The organism is Nonomuraea gerenzanensis (assembly GCF_020215645.1).
Classification (GTDB): Bacteria; Actinomycetota; Actinomycetes; order Streptosporangiales; family Streptosporangiaceae; genus Nonomuraea; species Nonomuraea gerenzanensis.
On sequence record NZ_CP084058.1, the window covers coordinates 7,847,914 to 7,865,617 of the forward strand.

16 protein-coding genes and 2 rRNA genes are annotated in these 17,704 nt (G+C 68.0%); 9 read left to right on the plus strand and 9 right to left on the minus strand.

Annotated elements, in window-relative coordinates; all coding sequences use genetic code 11:
* Positions 1-58: 58 nt before the first annotated feature.
* The 3 genes from LCN96_RS36325 to LCN96_RS36335 are packed head-to-tail and all read right to left on the minus strand — an operon-like array spanning position 59 to position 1,943.
* Positions 59-958: an NAD kinase gene (locus LCN96_RS36325; RefSeq protein WP_225266943.1), complete on the minus strand. Its 900-nt coding sequence runs from the start codon at positions 956-958 to the stop codon at positions 59-61.
* On the minus strand, positions 955-1,767 hold the full coding sequence (locus LCN96_RS36330; protein ID WP_225266944.1) for a TlyA family RNA methyltransferase: 813 nt from the start codon (positions 1,765-1,767) through the stop codon (positions 955-957). The genes LCN96_RS36325 and LCN96_RS36330 overlap by 4 nt, the downstream gene beginning before the upstream one ends.
* Entirely contained in the window at positions 1,764-1,943 is a 180-nt protein-coding gene (locus LCN96_RS36335; protein WP_225266945.1) for a hypothetical protein, read from the minus strand. The genes LCN96_RS36330 and LCN96_RS36335 overlap by 4 nt, the downstream gene beginning before the upstream one ends.
* A 127-nt stretch (positions 1,944-2,070) precedes the next feature.
* Here LCN96_RS36335 and LCN96_RS36340 point away from each other — a divergent pair, with 127 nt between their 5' ends.
* The 3 genes from LCN96_RS36340 (at position 2,071) to LCN96_RS36350 (ending at position 4,050) form a co-directional block, all read left to right on the plus strand.
* On the plus strand, positions 2,071-2,418 hold the full coding sequence (locus tag LCN96_RS36340) for an SCP2 sterol-binding domain-containing protein (RefSeq protein WP_225266946.1): 348 nt from the start codon (positions 2,071-2,073) through the stop codon (positions 2,416-2,418).
* A 103-nt stretch (positions 2,419-2,521) separates the two neighbouring features.
* Positions 2,522-3,277: an ABC transporter ATP-binding protein gene (locus LCN96_RS36345; protein WP_225266947.1), complete on the plus strand. Its 756-nt coding sequence runs from the start codon at positions 2,522-2,524 to the stop codon at positions 3,275-3,277.
* Positions 3,277-4,050, plus strand: a complete 774-nt coding sequence (locus tag LCN96_RS36350) for an ABC transporter permease (RefSeq protein WP_225266948.1) — start codon at positions 3,277-3,279, stop codon at positions 4,048-4,050. Before LCN96_RS36345 ends, LCN96_RS36350 begins: the two co-directional genes overlap by 1 nt.
* A 12-nt stretch (positions 4,051-4,062) precedes the next feature.
* On the opposite strand, the gene LCN96_RS36355 is transcribed toward LCN96_RS36350, so the two are convergent.
* Positions 4,063-5,034 (minus strand): HAD-IIA family hydrolase, encoded by a 972-nt coding sequence (locus LCN96_RS36355; RefSeq protein ID WP_225266949.1) that lies wholly within the window; start codon positions 5,032-5,034, stop codon positions 4,063-4,065.
* A gap of 78 nt (positions 5,035-5,112) precedes the next feature.
* Here LCN96_RS36355 and LCN96_RS36360 point away from each other — a divergent pair, with 78 nt between their 5' ends.
* Positions 5,113-5,553 carry a TipAS antibiotic-recognition domain-containing protein gene (locus LCN96_RS36360; RefSeq protein ID WP_225266950.1) on the plus strand — a complete coding sequence of 147 codons (441 nt, stop codon included), beginning with the start codon at positions 5,113-5,115 and terminating at the stop codon, positions 5,551-5,553.
* 264 nt (positions 5,554-5,817) lie between these two features.
* On the opposite strand, the gene LCN96_RS36365 is transcribed toward LCN96_RS36360, so the two are convergent.
* Positions 5,818-6,258 carry a tetratricopeptide repeat protein gene (locus LCN96_RS36365; protein ID WP_397351776.1) on the minus strand — a complete coding sequence of 147 codons (441 nt, stop codon included), beginning with the start codon at positions 6,256-6,258 and terminating at the stop codon, positions 5,818-5,820.
* Positions 6,259-6,359: 101 nt separating this feature from the next.
* Between LCN96_RS36365 and LCN96_RS36370 the strand changes: the two genes are divergently transcribed.
* Positions 6,360-7,760, plus strand: coding sequence for a DUF1015 domain-containing protein (locus tag LCN96_RS36370; RefSeq protein WP_318528327.1), 1,401 nt, complete (start codon positions 6,360-6,362; stop codon positions 7,758-7,760).
* 472 nt (positions 7,761-8,232) lie between these two features.
* Here the strand turns inward: LCN96_RS36370 and LCN96_RS36375 are convergent, their stop codons facing one another.
* Positions 8,233-8,685: a single-stranded DNA-binding protein gene (locus tag LCN96_RS36375; protein WP_225266952.1), complete on the minus strand. Its 453-nt coding sequence runs from the start codon at positions 8,683-8,685 to the stop codon at positions 8,233-8,235.
* 109 nt (positions 8,686-8,794) lie between these two features.
* Here LCN96_RS36375 and LCN96_RS36380 point away from each other — a divergent pair, with 109 nt between their 5' ends.
* Both LCN96_RS36380 and LCN96_RS36385 read left to right on the plus strand, forming a co-directional pair.
* Positions 8,795-9,721: an MBL fold metallo-hydrolase gene (locus tag LCN96_RS36380; RefSeq protein WP_225266953.1), complete on the plus strand. Its 927-nt coding sequence runs from the start codon at positions 8,795-8,797 to the stop codon at positions 9,719-9,721.
* A gap of 30 nt (positions 9,722-9,751) precedes the next feature.
* Positions 9,752-9,979: a hypothetical protein gene (locus tag LCN96_RS36385; RefSeq protein ID WP_225266954.1), complete on the plus strand. Its 228-nt coding sequence runs from the start codon at positions 9,752-9,754 to the stop codon at positions 9,977-9,979.
* Positions 9,980-10,116: 137 nt separating this feature from the next.
* Here the strand turns inward: LCN96_RS36385 and LCN96_RS36390 are convergent, their stop codons facing one another.
* Complete coding sequence (locus tag LCN96_RS36390) at positions 10,117-11,349, minus strand: hypothetical protein (protein ID WP_225266955.1); 1,233 nt, start codon at positions 11,347-11,349, stop codon at positions 10,117-10,119.
* Here LCN96_RS36390 and LCN96_RS36395 point away from each other — a divergent pair.
* Both LCN96_RS36395 and LCN96_RS36400 read left to right on the plus strand, forming a co-directional pair.
* Positions 11,254-13,065 (plus strand): hypothetical protein, encoded by a 1,812-nt coding sequence (locus LCN96_RS36395; protein ID WP_225266956.1) that lies wholly within the window; start codon positions 11,254-11,256, stop codon positions 13,063-13,065. The genes LCN96_RS36390 and LCN96_RS36395 overlap by 96 nt on opposite strands.
* A gap of 38 nt (positions 13,066-13,103) precedes the next feature.
* On the plus strand, positions 13,104-13,844 hold the full coding sequence (locus LCN96_RS36400) for an SAM-dependent methyltransferase (RefSeq protein WP_225266957.1): 741 nt from the start codon (positions 13,104-13,106) through the stop codon (positions 13,842-13,844).
* 515 nt (positions 13,845-14,359) lie between these two features.
* Here LCN96_RS36400 and rrf read toward each other — a convergent pair.
* A 5S ribosomal RNA gene (rrf, locus tag LCN96_RS36405) occupies positions 14,360-14,476 on the minus strand.
* 63 nt (positions 14,477-14,539) lie between these two features.
* A 23S ribosomal RNA gene (locus LCN96_RS36410) occupies positions 14,540-17,646 on the minus strand.
* Between the last annotated feature and the right edge of the window lie 58 nt (positions 17,647-17,704).

The window sequence follows — 17,704 nt, forward strand, 5'->3', positions numbered from 1 at the left end:
CGCTCGCAGGCGGCCTGTCATTGCCCACGTGATCCTACGCGCTCTCGTCTCCATTCACTCAGGGTCGCGCCCTTCCGCGCCACCCCTGGACAGGAAGCTCGAACTTGGCCACCAGCCGGTCGGTGAAGGGCGCGCCGGTGCTCTCCACGCCGTGCAGCCGCGCCAGGCGTACGGGCTCGGCGCCTCTGCGGACCTCGACCCGAGTCCCGGACGGGAGTTCGAATCTGCGCCTTCCATCACACCACAGAACGCCGCCAGGCGTGTCGGGCAGGATCTCGACGGCCAGTGTGGAGCGGGGCGAGACGACCAGCGGCTTGGCGAACAGCGCGTGCGCGCTGATGGGCACCATGAGCAGCGCCTCGACCTCGGGCCAGACGACGGGCCCGCCGGCGGAGAACGCGTACGCGGTGGAGCCGGTGGGCGTGGCGCAGATCACCCCGTCGCACCCCCACCTGGACAGCGGCCTGCCGTCGATCTCGGCGACCACCTCCAGCATGCGCTCCTGCTTCTCGACGGTGGCCTCGTTCAGCGCCCAGGTGTCGGCCAGGACGCGGCCGTTCTGCCTGGCGAGAACATCGACCGTCATCCGCTCCTCGACGTCGTAGCGGCCGGCCACGACGCTGTCGACCGCCGCCGCCAGATCGGCCACCTCGGCCTCGGCCAGGAACCCGACGTGCCCCAGGTTGACGCCCAGCAGCGGCGTGCCCGCCGGCCTGGCCATCTCTGCGGCGCGCAGCAGCGACCCGTCGCCGCCGAGCACGATCATCACCTCGGCGTCCTTGGCCGCGCCCGGGTCGGCGGGCACCGCGTCGGCCTTGTCGCAGCCGATCTCCGCGCACTCGGTGTCGAGCACCCTGACGGTGATGCCGGCGTCGACCAGCCGGTTGATGACCAGCCGGGCGCTGTCGATGGCGGCGCCGCGCCCGGTGTGCACGGCGACCAGCACGGTGCGATTCATTGCGGCCCTTCCGCGACGGCACGCTGGATCTCGGCGTCGAGGTCGGCGACCTGCGGCGCGCCCTCCCCCTTGCCCAGCCACAGCAGATACTCCACATTCCCCGACGGCCCCGGCAGCGGGCTGGCGGTCACGCCGCGCACGCTCAGCCCCAGCTCCAGCGCCTTGGCCGCGGCGTCGCGCACGGAGCGCGCGCGCAGCTCGGGATCCCGTACGACGCCGCCCGCCCCCACCAGGTCCTTGCCCACCTCGAACTGCGGTTTCACCAGCATCACGAAATCGGCCCTGGGCGCGGCGACCGCCGCCAGCGCGGGCAGCACCAGCCGCAGCGAGATGAACGACAGGTCGCCCACGATCAGCGTGGGCGGCTCGCCCACCATCTCGGGGGTCAGGTCGCGCACGTTGACGCGCTCCATGACCGTCACCCGCTCGTCGTTGCGCAGCGACCAGGCGAGCTGGCCGTAGCCGACGTCCACGGCCAGCACGTGGGCGACCCCCCGGCGCAGCAGCACGTCGGTGAACCCGCCCGTGGACGCGCCCGCGTCGAGGCAGCGGCGGCCCGCAACCTCCAGGGCGCCGAACGCGTCGAGCGCGCCGAGCAGCTTGTGCGCTCCGCGCGAAACGTAGTCGGGCCCGTCGTCGGAGGCGGCCACGACGATGGCGGAGGCGGTGTCGACCTGGGTGGCCGGCTTCTCGGCCCGCCGGCCGCCGACGCTGACCCGGCCGGCCTCGATGAGCTGCGCGGCCTGCTCGCGCGAGCGGGCCATGCCGCGGCGCACGAGCTCGCTGTCGAGGCGGATCCTGCGGCTCACCGGCCGGACTCTCCGGGCGCCGGGTCGTCCACCGCGGCCAGCGTGCCCTCCAGCTCGGAGAACGCCTCGTCGAAGACCGCGACGTGCTCGCTCACGGGCAGCTCGCCCAGCCGGCCGAGGCCGGCCACGATGGCGTCGACCCGCTCGTCACCGGTCTCCTCCGGCACCTCACTCATGACTCGACCGTAACGCCTCCCGCGAGCGCCCGGGACCTTGGCAGGCGTGTCACACGTTGAAGCACATACGGGGGTGCTACTGATGTGGAACGCTACCGTCCGCAAAAGGAAAGAAAGGATGCGCATCATGGCAAGCGTCGAGGAGTGCCGGGCGGCACTGGCCAAGCTCGTCGCGCAGTTCGACGAGATCGACGAGGCGGACCGTGCCAAGCACGTGGTCGAGCGCACGGTCAGCTGCCGGGTGTCCGACCTCGACGTGATCTTCTACGGCCGGCTGCACCACGGGGGGCTGGACCCGTTCACGCAGGAGCCGCCGGCGGACGGCAAGCCGGCCGACGTGAAGCTCACGATCGTCAGCGACGACCTGATCGCGCTGGTCGACGGGGAGCTGGATCTGGCACGGGCGCTGCTCGGGGGGCGGGTGAAGATCGACGCGAGCTTCGGCGACCTGCTCCGCCTGCGCCGGCTGATCTGACCGCCCGGCCGGGCGCCCCAGGGTCCTCGGCCGGGCCCTTGACGTACGTCGTCGTCCAAATATTTAATCGTTGCGTTAACTATTACGCGACGAATGAAACACTATGGGTCTGATCATCGACGCCCGGCGGCTGAGCCGCACCTTCGGCGAGCAGGTCGTCGCCGTGGACACCCTCACCCTCCAGATCCCTCCCGGCGAGATCTTCGGCCTCCTCGGCCCGAACGGCGCCGGCAAGACCACCACGATCAGGATGCTCGCCACGCTCCTGCCGCCCAGCGGGGGCACGGCACGGGTGTGCGGGTTCGACGTGGTGCGGGCCGCCTCGGAGGTGCGCGGCCGGATCGGGTACGTGATGCAGCAGGTCTCCCCGATGGGCCACTATCTGCTCACCGGCCGGGAGAAGGCCGAGATCGAGGCCGCCCTGTACCACGTGCCCAGACGGCGGCTGAAGGACAGGGTCGCCGAGGTGCTCGACCTCGTCGGGCTGACGCGGCACGCCGACCGGCTCGTCCAGGAGTACTCAGGCGGCATGCAGAAGCGCCTCGACCTCGCCTGCGGCCTGTTGCACCGGCCGGAGCTGCTGATCCTCGACGAGCCCACGCTCGGCCTGGACGTGCAGTCGCGCCACCACATCTGGGAGCACGTCCGCGCCCTCTGCGACGCCGGCATGTCCGTGCTCCTGGCCACCAACTACATGGACGAGGCCGACCGCCTCTGCGACCGGCTCACGATCATCGACGACGGCCGCCAGGTCGTCACCGGCACCCCGGCCGAGCTGAAGGCCGCGCTGGGGGCGCCGTCCCTGGACGAGGTGTTCCTGCGTCACACCGGGCACGAACTACGGGAGGAGCAGCGCTGATGTGGTCGCAGGAGGTGCTGGCGCTGTCGCGCCGCTGGCTGCTGATGACGCTGCGGGAACGCCTGAACCTGCTCTTCAGCGTCCTCCAGCCGGCCGTGTGGCTGATCTTCTTCGCCGGCGGCATGGGCGGCGCGGTGGACGCGCGGGTCGTGGGGACGGGCGACTACATCGCCTTCGCGGTGCCGGGGGTCATCGCGTTCACCGTGGTGGGCAACGGGGTGACGGCGGCCATGCCGCTGCTGTTCGACAAGGAGACGGGGTACCTCGACAAGCTGCTCAGCATGCCGATCAGGCGCAGCTCGCTGATCGTGTCGCGGTTCGTGTTCCAGGTGGGCATGAACTCGGCCCAGGTGCTGGTGATCCTGCTCGTCGCGTTCGCCCTCGGCGTGCGTCCCGCCTCGGGGCCGCTGGGGGTGCTCGCGATCCTACTGGTCACGGCGCTGCTCACGCTGGCGCTCACGGCGGCGGCGATGGCGCTGGCCTGCGCGGTGCCGTCACACGGGACGTTCTTCGCCATCACCGGCTTCGCGTCGTTGCCGCTGCTGTTCATGAGCAACGCGTTCGTGCCGCTGTCCGCCATGCCCGGGTGGATGGAGGTGGTGGCACGGGTGAATCCGCTCACGTACGCGATCGAGGCGATGCGGGTACTGGTGTTGCGGGGGTGGGGTGCTGGGGTGCCTGTGTCGCTGGGCGCGCTGGCGGTGGCCTCGGCCCTGCTCCTGGCGGTCGGCGCCTGGCAATTCACCCGCCAGACCAGCCACCGCATCACCTGACCGGCGCCCGGACTACCCCACCCGGTCGAGCACCGGCTTGACCGCGTCCTCCTCCACCCTGCCGTCACCGGCCACCGCCCAGGCCGCGTCGCAGGCGGCTCGCAACCCATCGATCCGGCTCCCCTCCCCCTCCAGCCGCAGCACGCCGTCCCGCCACTCGGCCCGCCACCCCCCGCAAACCCCATCACGCACCTCGGGATAAGGCTGCAGCAACGCCCCCAGATCCTCCCCCACATACGTGGGCCGATGCCGCGGCTCCGCCGTCAGCACATCGACCGCCGTCGCCACCCCGGTCAGCACCAGCAGACTCTCGACCCCCGCGTTGGAGGCCCCCTCGATATCGGTGTCGAGCCGGTCCCCCACCACCAGCGGCCGCCGCGCCCCGGTGCGGATCATCGACTCCCGGTGCAGCGGCGGATCAGGCTTACCGGCATAGATGGGCTCCACCCCGGTGGCATGCGCGATCACCCGCACCATGGCCCCGTTCCCGGGCAGCTCCCCGCGCCCGGTCGGCATCGTGCTGTCCCCGTTGGACGCCACGAACAACGCCCCCTGCCGCACCGCCAGCGCCCCCTCCGACAGCAGCCCGTACGACAATCCGGGCGCGATCCCCTGCACCACGGCGACAGGCGACTCGGCAGCCGTAGAGACGGGACGCAACCCGCGATCCCGTACCGCCAGCCGCAACCCGGACCCGCCGACCACGAGCACCTTCGCCCCGGCCGGCACCCGCTCCGCGATCAACCGGGCGGCCGCCTGCGCCGAGGTCACCACGTCCGCGGCCGAGGCGGGCGCACCCAGCTCACGCAGGTGCGCCGCGATGGCCGCCGGTGTACGCGAGGCGTTGTTGGTGACGTACGCCAGCCGCGCCCCGCGCCGCCGCGCCTCCTCCAACGCCTCCGGAGCCCCCGGCACCGCGCGGCTGCCCAAATAGACCACGCCGTCGAGGTCGAGCAGCAGGGTGTCATAGCCGTCGATCAGCACAACGCCTCTTCCCGTTTGACTCTCACGTTGCGTGAGACTTTAGCGTCGCCCTCGTACCCACCCAGAGAAAGGACGACCATGTCGGCGAACCTCAATCTCTCCGCCGAGGACCGCGCCGAACTCTTCGGCGACTTCGACCCGGACACGCACGCGGCCGAAGCGGAGCGACGCTGGGGCGGCACGCAGGCCTGGGCGGACGCGACGCGCCGCTCCTCCTCCTACACCAAGCAGGACTGGAAGCGCTTCATGGCGGAGGCCCGCGACATCGCCACCCGCCTCGCGGACGCCCTCCGCTCCGGCATCCCCGCGGACAGCGACCTGGCCATGGACCTGGCGGAGGAACACCGGGCCCACATCTCCCGCTGGTGCTACGAGTGCACGTACGAGATCCACCGGGGCCTCGGAGAGCTGTACGTCTCCGATCCCCGCTTCACCGGCTCCCTCGACGCCACCACCCCCGGCCTGGCGGCCTACCTCCACTCAGCCATCACCGCCAACGCCGACCGCCACAGCTCCTGAACCCCCACCCTCGGAGGCCGACGAGCACGCCGACCGGGTGATCGTCATCGCCAGGGGACCCCACGCCCCCGACACCCCCGACGACCCGGCAACCTCCCCAACCCGGGTCGTGCGGGCCTCAACCTCCGAGCCAACATCACCTCAGCCCCACCTCAGCCGTGCCCTCGGCCCACCCCGGCCCGACCCCAGCCGCGCCCACAGCCCAATCCCAGCCACCATGCGCGGCCACCATGCGCGGCCACCACATAACTGCAAATACCAACCTCACATCTCCCGACGAGCCCGCAACGTCGCACGCACACTCTTCAGAGCCGACACGTAATTCCGCTCGTCCGGCCGCATGGCGACGGCGATGGCCAGCGGCTCCTGCGCCCCTTCCACATCACCGGTCCGCCACAACGCCAACCCCAACCCGAAATAGGCATAATCCTCCGCCGGATTGGCGTCCACGATCTGCCGAAAGCTGGCCGCCGCCTCCGCGTACTGCCGCGAGTTGAACTGCGCCCGCGCCAGCGCCTCCAGGATGCTCCGCGACTCAGGCTCGGCCGCGGCGGCCCTCTCGAGCAACGCCGCCGCAGCCGCTGGGCTGCCCTCCTGCAGCAGCTTCACCCCGCGCTGATACCAGTCGTAGACACTGCCCTGGGGGACACCCGCGCTCTCCTCATGACCATTCCCATCCTGACCCATGCGTGAGGACTCCTTCATCGCTGTACGGTGACCCGGCTCCGACCTGCCTCGGACCGGACACGACTGCAACCCTGGGGCGACTTCTGGAAGGCGCAAGCATTTATGGGAGCATGCCCGGTATGGGGACTCCTGAACTGCCGGTACCCGCTGGACTGGTACTACGGCCTTTCCGAGGCGTGCGTTTCGCTGTCGAAGATCCCGCCAAGGTGACCTCCCCACCGTACGACCTGATCTCCGACGCCGACGTAGAGGTCCTGCTGGACTCTCACCCGAACAACGTCGTCCGCCTCATCCTTCCCTGCTCCTCCCGAAGCAACTCCTCACCCGAAACACCGCAGGCACAACAGGCCACCGCACCCGGCCAACCCGCCGACCCGGCCTCCCCCACCGCAGAAACACCTCTTCAACCCCGGTACGCCGTGGCCAGGGACACGCTCAAGGAGTGGCTCGACTCGGGTGTGCTCGTGCGGGACGACGTACCGGCGCTGTACGTCTACGAGCAGAGCGGCCCGAACGTCCTGCAACGCGGCCTGATCGGCGACGTGGGCCTGGCCGACCCGGGGCAGCGCATCATCCTGCCCCACGAGGACGTCTTCCCCGGCCCCATCGCCGACCGCCTCGCCCTCATGAGCACCACTCAGGCCAACCTCGAGCCCATCTTCCTCCTGTACGACGGCGGCGACGGCGGCGACGGCGACGGCGCAGCGACCCGCCTGGTGGACGAGGTGGCCTCCACCCGCCACCCCCTCGTCGCGGCGCACACGGAGGACGGCCTGACACACCGCCTCTGGGCGATCACCGCCCCCGAGGAGATCGCCGCGATCAACGCCGACCTCCACCACCGCCAAGCCCTGATCGCCGACGGCCATCACCGGTACGCGACCTACCGCGTCCTCCAACGCCAGGAACGCGCCACCCACCACGAGCTCCCCGATTACGACGACGCGGCGCTGGGCCCGTGGGACTTCGGCCTGGCCCTGCTCGTCGACTCCCACGCGTACCCGCCTGATCTCAAGGCCATCCACCGCGTCGTCCACGGCCTCCCCCTGAACGAGGCGGTGGCCAGAGCAAAGGGCTCGTGGCAGGTGCACGACTACAAGGACCTGGCGGCCGGCCTGGCCGCGCTCGAAAGGGCCGCGGAGCCCGCGTTCCTGCTCGCCGGCGAGGACGGCTCGCACCTGCTCACCGACCCGGACCCGGTACAGCTCGCCCGCGCCATGCCTCCGGACCGTTCCGAACGCTGGAACTCCTTGAACACCTCCGTACTCAGCGAGTTCGTCCTGCCCGTGGTGTGGGGCATGCGCGACAACGATCAAACCGTACGCATCGTCCACCACGACACGGATGCCGCCGTGCGCCTGGCCATCCAGACCGGCGGCACGGCCGTGATCCTCAAGCCGCTCGCGGTCGACGATGTGCTGGCGATCGCCGCGGGCGGCGAACGGGTTCCTCGCAAATCCACCTCCTTCGGCCCGAAACCGAGAACCGGTCTGGTCCTACGCACGTTCGCCAACGGCTGAGGCAACCGCTGCTCGGGCAGGCGTCCGCACACACCGGCTCCTTCGGTCGACTCCTGCCCGAGCGCGCCCGTACCGCGCGCCTCCTTACCTCAGCCCGTTCCGCGCGCCCTCCGCCTCAGCGCGCATGCCCACCTGGGCACCGTCCCAGCGCGCATGCTTCACCCGGTGGCGGGCCCACGCGGCACCTACTGCAAGCGGCATCCGCCCCAGACACGCCTACCGCAACCGGCATCCGCCCCAGCACGTCGGCGCACCCGGGCCAGCATTCGGACGGCCAGCTCTTCGGTCGCGACGCCCTTCATCATCCGCACGTTCACACCGGCACGCGCCACCTCCCCTCACCAATCTCAGGTCCGGCCTGCGCCGGCGGAGATTGCCCATCGGCCGCACATCGGCCCCACCCCTCCGATGTCCCTTGATCCCGGTCGGCGTCCCTCAGGACCGACCATGCGCATCGCGGCGGCCGGCCGGGTCAGCCGGTGGGTGCCAGGTAGGGCACCTGCCGCGGGATCAGGGCAGCGAGGCGTGCGGGATCGGCGGGAGTGGTGACCGCCGGGGCGGCGGGCTCGAAGAGCTCGGGGTTTTCCGGGAGCTGGGGGTCCTCAGCAAGCTCGGCTTCGTATGGTTGGGCGGTGCTCACCTCTACCTCGTAGCGCCAGCTCTTGCCGGTCGAGGGACCGTAGACGCGGCAGCGGAAGGAGCCCGTCACCTCGATCGGGTCGCGGGGCTTCATCGCGCGGACGACGGCGGCCGCCTCCGGGTTGAACGTGATGCAGGGAACGCTGTCGCTCAGCGTGGCGCCGCGCCGGTGGCGGCGACGACGGACGATGATGCGCCACTTCGTCAGGGTGTCACCGCTCGGCAGGGAATGGTCCTCGGCCGGCGCTGACAGTCTGCCCACCAGCAAGACTTCGTTTCGGTCCACGGTGGTCCTCCTATCGGTGCTGTGCTCGGGATCACTCTCTACGATGAGGGGACGCCGGATCGGCTCGAACGTCGTTCTGGGGATAACGGCTGGAAGCTTGGGAGTGCCTGTGGACAACATCACCGCGCTCGGCGGCGACGTCTATGAGATCGACACCAAGATGGCCGGGTTCGCGGGCATCACCGCTGGTTATCTGATCCTCAGTGACCGGCCCTGCCTCGTGGAGACCGGCACTTCGACCTCGGCTCCTGTGGTGCGCGACGCGATCGCCTCGCTCGGCGTCGGCCCGGAGGACCTGGCCACGGTCGTGGTGACCCATATCCATCTCGATCACGCTGGTGGCGTCGGTGACATCGCCAGGTTCTTCCCGTCCGCGCAGGTCGTCGTGCACGAGAAGGGCGCCCGGCACCTCGCCGAACCGTCACGGCTCATGACCAGCGCGCGCATGGTGTGGGGCGATCGGCTCGACACGCTTTTCGGCGAGTTGTCCCCCACCGAGGCCGAACGCATCGTCGCCCTCGGCGACACCGGCGCCATCGACCTGGGCAACGGGCGCACGCTGAACAGCCACTACTCGCCCGGACACGCGAAACACCACGTGGGGCTGGTGGACTCCGCCACGGGTGATCTGTATGTCGGTGACGCGGCCGGAGTCTATCTGCCTGAGACGGGCGATCTGCGCCCGGCCACTCCGCCACCGGACTTCGACCTGAAGACCGCGCTCGACTCTATCGCGCTGTTCGAGGCGCTTGGGCCGCAGCGGTTGCTGTTCAGCCACTATGGGCCGGTTGAGGCCGTTCGAGAGACGCTTGAGCGATCTGCGGAGGAGCTTCAGGTCTGGGTTGATCTCACGCGGCAGGCCCGGTCGGAGGGCATGGACCTGGACCACGCCGTCGCCATGGTGAGGGAACGCACCAAGGAGCGCTACAGCGCGATGACAGCGGACGAGGCCACGGCTGAGCAGTTCGAGTTGTTGAGTGGTGCGCCGTCGAATGTGGCGGGGATCATGCACTGGTTGGACCGCGTCTCGCCCTGATCGGCGGGAGTGGCCGCACGCGGTGGTGGCGTGGGGCCGCAGTGGGGTGCGGTGCAGGTGCGGGTGCTGACGCGGGCGCTGGCGCGAGTGTGGGCGCTGGCGCGAGTGCGGGTGCTGGCGCGAGTGCGGGTGCTGACGCGGGCGCGGGTGCTGACGCGGGCGCGGGTGCTGACGCGGGCGCGGGTGCTGACGCGGGCGCGGGTGCTGACGCGGGCGCGGGTGCTGACGCGGGCGCTGGCGCGGGCGCGGGTGCGGTAAGCGGTGAAGGCACTGAGTCTGGTGCGCAGACCCATGAAGCGCTGAACGCGGTGCGCGCCCCCACCAAAACGCGAACCCGCCGCACTGGCCTCCCTCACCAGAGGAAGGCCCGTACGGCGGGCTGCGTGGACTGAGCGTCAGTCCTCGTTCTTCGGCTTCTCCGCAGGCGATTCAGCGTCCGCGTCCAGAACGTCACCGAAGTTCGGCTCGATGAACGCCGGCGTGATCCCAATCACCCCAGGCGCCTGCTCTCCCGCTTCCTTCACCTCAGCAGGCTCGGCGTCCTCCCCCGCCCCGGCGGCCTTCCCAGCCTCGCCAGCCTGCTCAGGCCTGGCAGGCTGCTCAGGCTTGGCAGGCTGCTCAGGCTCCGCAACCTCCTCCGGCAAAAGCACGACGTCCGAGTCGTCCTCGTCGTCGTCCTCGTCCTCGTCGTCCTCGTCATCCTCAGCGGAGGCCACGTCCGAAGCCTCGGCAGCCGAAGAGTCGCGCTCCTCCTCATCCGGCTCATCACCGATCTCGGATTCGCCCTCTTCCGACGATTCGTCCACCTCGTCAGAGATGGACTCGTCGTCATCCAGAAGATCCCCGGCCTCGGCGAGGGCGGCGTCATCGTCCGGCTCCTCGTCCGCGATGGCCGCGTCACCGGCCGCCGACACGCCGGCGTCGTCGAAGTCGTCCTCCTCGTCGAAGTCCTCTTCGACGTCCTCGATGACGGCTCCCGTCAGCTCGGCATACCGCTCGGCCGCGTCCGTCTCCCCGTCCTCGTCGAACGCCATCGCGCGCCCGAACCAGTCCGTGGCCGCGTCCTGATGCCCCGCGTCGGCCAGCGCGTCCGCGTAGGCGAACGCCAGCCGCGCCGACCACGGCTTGGGCTGCGGGTCGCGCAGCTCGGGCAGACGTTGCAGGGTGATCACGGCGGCGTCGTGCTGACCCAGGTCGCGGCGGGCGCCGGACTCGACGATGGTCAGCTCGATGCGACCGGCCCGGTCGAGGCGCTCGGCCTCGGGCGAACGTACGAGGTCGATGGCACGCTCCGGACGGCCCATGCCGCGCTCACAGTCGGCCATGACCGGCAGGTAAGCGTCCGACCCCGTCATCCGCCTGGCCGCCCGCAGGTCGCTCAGCGCCTCGGAGAAGTGCCCAGCGCGGTAGGCGACGATGCCCGCGGCCTCGCGTACGACACCGATGCGGGCCGCGAACCTGCGCGCCACCTTCGTGTGCTCGTGCGCCCGGTCGGCGTCGTCCTCCTCCAGCGCGCGCTCGGCGGCCACCAGGTGCCGGCCGACCAGGTCGGCGAGGTCACCAGGAAGCGAACGCAGCTCCTCCAGGACCTCCTTGTCGAGCTCGTCGACGGTGATGTCGGGCGCCACCTCGGGCAGCTTCTCGCGCTGCGGGGCCTCGGCGGCGTCCTCACGGTCGCTCCTGCCGTACCTCGCGCGAGACCCCGCGCCGGGACGCTCCTCGCGGCCTTCCCGGGAGAACGGGCGAGAGTCACGGTCACCGCGCTCACGGAAACCGCCCTCGCGCCTGTCACCGTAGCCGCCACGGTCGCCACGGTCGCCCTCTCGGCGCGGCCCACGGTCGTCGCGGAAGCCACCCTCACGGCGGCCACCACCACCGTAACCGCCCTCACGACGGTCACCGTAGCCACCGCTCCGACGGGGGCCACGGTCGGCGTAGCCGCCGCCCTCGCGCCGCTCACCGTAACCGCCTTCACGACGGAGACCGCGATCGTCACGGAACCCGCCCTCAGGCCGGGGGCCACGGTCCTCGCGGAATCCACCTTCACGGCGGGGCCCACGATCATCCCGGAAGCCACCCTCTCGGCGGGGCCCACGATCATCCCGGAACCCACCCTCACGGCGCGGCCCACGATCCTCACGGAACCCACCCTCACGGCGCGGCCCACGATCCTCACGGAACCCACCCTCACGGCGCGGCCCACGATCCTCACGGAAGCCACCCTCACGGCGCGGCCCACGATCCTCACGGAAGCCACCCTCACGACGGGGACCACGATCCTCACGGAAGCCACCCTCACGACGGGGACCACGATCCTCACGGAAGCCACCCTCACGACGGGGACCACGATCCTCACGGAAGCCACCCTCACGACGGGGACCACGATCCTCACGGAAGCCACCCTCACGACGAGGGCCGCCATCCCGGAATCCACCCTCACGGCGCGGCCCGAAGCCGCCGCCTTCGCGACGCGGCCGGAAATCGTCGCGGTCGCGGTAGGTACGACGCTCCTCGCCCTCACGGCGCGGCCCATCGCCCTCACGGCGAGGCCCGCGATCATCGCGGAACCCACCCTCACGGCGCGGCCCACGATCATCCCGGAACCCGCCCTCGCGACGCGGCCCGTAGCCACCTTCACGGCGGGGCCCGCGATCGTCGCGGAACCCACCTTCGCGGCGAGGCCCGCGATCGTCACGGAATCCACCCTCACGGCGCGGCCCACGGTCCTCGCGGAACCCACCCTCACGACGGCCACCACCGGCATAACCGCCCTCGCGACGGTCGCCGTAGCCACCCTCGCGGCGCGGCCCGCGATCGTCCCTGTCCCGATAGGTACGGCGGTCGTCACCCCGAGGTCCGCGATCGTCCCCTTCACGCCTGGGGCCGCGGTAGCCGCCCTCACGGCGGGGGTTGAAGTCGTCGCGGTCGCGGAACGGCCGGCGCTCGTCGCCTTCGCGGCGCCCGCCACGGTCGTCTCGTTGATCGTCGCGCCGCGGCCCGCGGTCACCGCGGTTGCTGGAGCGCGACCTGTCGTCGGAACGGAACGGACGGTCGCCGCCGGAGTCTCGCCCGCGAGAGCCGTAGCCGCCGCTCCTGCCGCCTCCGTCCGAGCGCCTGTCACCGTCGCCGCGCCCGCGCTGTCCGCCGTCCGATCCGTTATCTCTGTTCACTTCTGGTCCATTTCGTTGGCTCACCCAGCGGACTCACAACGACGGTCCACTGTGGCTGGTCGCCGCCCGCCCCGCGGGCCTTACGCGACGAAGGCCACCCGTGGGGGGTGGCCCGGTCTCCCCAGCCTAGCAAGCCATTGCACGTCCACGAGCCCGTCGCAACCGCGATATTGATTGGACCGCAAAACGTCGGGTCAGCGAGACTGCTCGCCATGTCACTACGCTTCCACGAGATCGCCGAATCCCGTCACCGCATCTTGAACCCGATAACGGACGACAAGCTCGACCTCCTCGGCGAAATCTGCCGTTTCGCGCCCGGCACCCGCATTCTGGACCTCGCGTGCGGCAAGGGCGAGCTCCTGTCCCGCTGGGCGGCCAGCTATGGCGTCCAGGGCGTCGGCGTCGACATCAGCCAGGTCTTTCTGGACGCCGCCAGGACCCGCGCCGACGAGCTCGGCGTGGCCGGCCAGGTCAAGTTCGTGGAAGCCGATGCCGCCGCCTACGAGGACACCGCTAAGTCGTACGACGTCGTGTCCTGCATCGGCGCGACCTGGATCGGCGGCGGCCTGGAAGGCACCTTGTCGCTCATGCGCCGCTGGTTGCGTCCGAACGGCATCGTGCTGGTCGGCGAGTGTTATTGGACGTCACCGCCCCCGGCCGAGGCGTGCACCTCGCTGGGGGTTGAGAAGGACGCGTTCACCTCGCTGATCGGTACGGCGGACCGCGCCGAGCACGCGGGCTTCGAACTGCTGGAGATGGTGCTGGCGAGCCCTGACAGCTGGGACAGGTATGTCGCCGGCCAATGGTGGACGATCAGTGACTGGCTGCGTGAGAATCCCGATGATCCGGACGTGCCGGCGATGCGTGACTTCCTGGCGCAGGCACGACGGTCTCATCTGGAGTATGGCCGGGACTACTTGGGCTGGGGCGTGTTCGTCCTGCGAGCGATGTAACCGGTCGTGCTGCCCGGTTGCCGACCAGGTGCCCGGGCACAACGCCTGAGCAAGCGCCTTGCCGCGAGCAAGCGCCGCGCCCGAGCGAATCGCCACTCCTCGGAACAAGCGCCACGCCCGGGGACACGCGCCAGCCCAGACGTGAACGCCAGGCCTGGACACAAGCGCACGCCCGGCGACAGCACAACAGGCGGCACAACACGCCGGAGACGGCGCTGGTCGTCTCCGCTCTGGAAACGCCACGCCCTTTCGTCGTCAGGGACCTGGCACGCAGAGAGGCCCGATGTGTCGGCGCCGAGACCCTGAGCCAGGAAGAAGCTCTGGCGCATCGACGCCGAGCCCCTGCGAACGAAGATGCCCTGGCGACGCATCGACACGGAGAGCCTGGAAGCGAAAACGGCTCGGCGCACCAAGGCCGAGGCGCTGGACGCGAAGCGACCCCCCGCTCGATGTCGAGGGCCCCTGGAAAAGCGAAGAGGCCCCGACGCTCAGCATCGGGGCCTCTTCAAACGATTGTCCGGCGGTGACCTACTCTCCCACACCCTCCCGAGTGCAGTACCATCGGCGCAGGGAAGCTTAACTTCCGGGTTCGGAATGTAACCGGGTGTTTCCTTCCCGCCATAACCGCCGTAACCCTGCGAAACAGCACTGGTTGCTGTCTCAGAATTGCCTAGTGGACGCGAGCAAGATGCTTTGTGGTCAAGTCCTCGGCCTATTAGTACCGGTCAGCTCCACACGTTACCGTGCTTCCACCTCCGGCCTATCAACCCGGTCGTCTACCGGGAGCCTTACCCACTCTCGTGGTGGGAGACCTCATCTCAAGGCGAGCTTCCCGCTTAGATGCTTTCAGCGGTTATCCCTTCCGAACGTAGCCAACCAGCCGTGCACCTGGCGGTACAACTGGCACACCAGAGGTTCGTCCGTCCCGGTCCTCTCGTACTAGGGACAGCCCCTTTTCAAGTCTCCTGCGCGCGCAGCGGATAGGGACCGAACTGTCTCGCGACGTTCTAAACCCAGCTCGCGTACCGCTTTAATGGGCGAACAGCCCAACCCTTGGGACCTACTCCAGCCCCAGGATGCGACGAGCCGACATCGAGGTGCCAAACCATCCCGTCGATATGGACTCTTGGGGAAGATCAGCCTGTTATCCCCGGGGTACCTTTTAGCCGTTGAGCGACACCGCTTCCACACGCCGATGCCGGATCACTAGTCCCAGCTTTCGCTCCTGCTCGACCCGTCAGTCTCACAGTCAAGCTCCCTTGTGCACTTACACTCGACACCTGATTGCCAACCAGGCTGAGGGAACCTTTGGGCGCCTCCGTTACCCTTTAGGAGGCAACCGCCCCAGTTAAACTACCCACCAGACACTGTCCCCGATCCGGATCACGGACCAGAGTTAGACGTTCAAAACGACCAGAGTGGTATTTCACCAATGACTCCACCCGAACTAGCGTCCGAGCTTCCCAGTCTCCCACCTATCCTACACAAGACGCTCCAAACGCCAATGTCAAGCTGTAGTGAAGGTCCCGGGGTCTTTCCGTCCTGCTGCGCGTAACGAGCATCTTTACTCGTAGTGCAATTTCGCCGGGTCTGCGGTTGAGACAGCGGGGAAGTCGTTACGCCATTCGTGCAGGTCGGAACTTACCCGACAAGGAATTTCGCTACCTTAGGATGGTTATAGTTACCACCGCCGTTTACCGGCGCTTAAGTTCTCACCTTCGCCCAGCAAGCTGAGCTAAGCGGTCCCCTTAACGTTCCGGCACCGGGCAGGCGTCAGTCCGTATACATCGTCTTACGACTTCGCACGGACCTGTGTTTTTAGTAAACAGTCGCTTCCCCCTGGCCACTGCGACCCCCACCAGCTCCGAGTGCAAGACTCATCACCAGCAGAGGTCCCCCTTCTCCCGAAGTTACGGGGGCAATTTGCCGAGTTCCTTAACCACAGTTCACCCGATCGCCTTAGTATTCTCTACCTGACCACCTGAGTCGGTTTAGGGTACGGGCCGCCACAACACTCACTAGAGGCTTTTCTCGGCAGCATAGGATCATCCACTTCACCACAATCGGCTCGGCATCACATCTCAGGATTAACGCGCGGCGGATTTGCCTACCGCACTCCCTACATGCTTACCCCAGGACAACCATCGCCTGGGCTGGACTACCTTCCTGCGTCACCCCATCGCTTACCTACTACCCAATCAGGTCGAGCGTTCGGCCTAACATCAGTCCCGAAGGACCGACTGACTTAAGGACTCTTAGTATCAAGGGGTTCAGTATGGGCGCATTGAAGCGGGTACGGGAATATCAACCCGTTGTCCATCGACTACGCCTGTCGGCCTCGCCTTAGGTCCCGACTTACCCTGGGCGGATTAGCCTGGCCCAGGAACCCTTGGTCATCCGGCGCGAGGGTTTCTCACCCTCGATTCGCTACTCATGCCTGCATTCTCACTCGCACAGCCTCCACAACTAGATCACTCTGCTGCTTCACCGGCTGCACGACGCTCCCCTACCCATCAACTCCACATGGGAGTCAATGCCACGACTTCGGCGGTGTACTTGAGCCCCGCTACATTGTCGGCGCAGAATCACTTGACCAGTGAGCTATTACGCACTCTTTCAAGGGTGGCTGCTTCTAAGCCAACCTCCTGGTTGTCTCTGCGACTCCACATCCTTTCCCACTTAGCACACGCTTAGGGGCCTTAGTCGGTGATCTGGGCTGTTTCCCTCTCGACTACGAACCTTATCGCCCGCAGTCTCACTGCCACGCTCTCACTTACCGGCATTCGGAGTTTGGCTGACGTCAGTAACCTTGTCGGGCCCATCGGCCATCCAGTGCTCTACCTCCGGCAAGAAACACGCGACGCTGCACCTAAATGCATTTCGGGGAGAACCAGCTATCACGGAGTTTGATTGGCCTTTCACCCCTACACACAGATCATCCCCCAGGTTTTCAACCCTGGTGGGTTCGGTCCTCCACCCAGTCTTACCTGAGCTTCAACCTGCCCATGCGTAGATCACTCCGCTTCGGGTCTACAGCATGCGACTCAAACGCCCTCTTCAGACTCGCTTTCGCTACGGCTCCCCCACACGGGTTAACCTCGCCACACACCATAACTCGCAGGCTCATTCTTCAAAAGGCACGCAGTCACATCACAGCCGATCCGAAAATCAGCTAAGCTCCTACGGCTTGTAGGCACACGGTTTCAGGTACTATTTCACGACCCCTCACCGGGGCACTTTTCACCTTTCCCTCACGGTACTCGTGCACTATCGGTCATCAGGGAGTATTTAGGCTTACCAGGTGGTCCTGGCAGATTCACACAGGATTCCTCGAGCCCCGTGCTACTTGGGATCCCCTCCAGCAGTCGACAAGGTTTCGCCTACCCGGCTCTCACGGTCTACGGCAGCCCTTCCCAGAGCTTTCAACTACCCCATCGATTTATCACTGCTCGAAGCAGCGGCAGCCACTTCAAGAAGGTCCCACGACCCCGGACATGCAACGCCTGCCGGCTATCACACACGCCCGGTTTAGCCTCATCCGCTTTCGCTCACCACTACTCACGGAATCACTGTTGTTTTCTCTTCCTACGGGTACTGAGATGTTTCACTTCCCCGCGTTACCACCAACCGCCCTATACATTCAGGCGGAGGCAACACCACATGACTGGTGCTAGGTTTCCCCATTCGGACATCCCCGGATCAACGTCTGGTTGGCGACTCCCCGAGGCTTAACGCAGCCTCCCACGTCCTTCATCGGCTCCTGATGCCAAGGCATCCACCGTGTGCCCTAAAAAACTTGGCCACAAAGATGCTCGCGTCCACTATGCAAATCTCAAACAACAAACAGCAAACCACCGCCA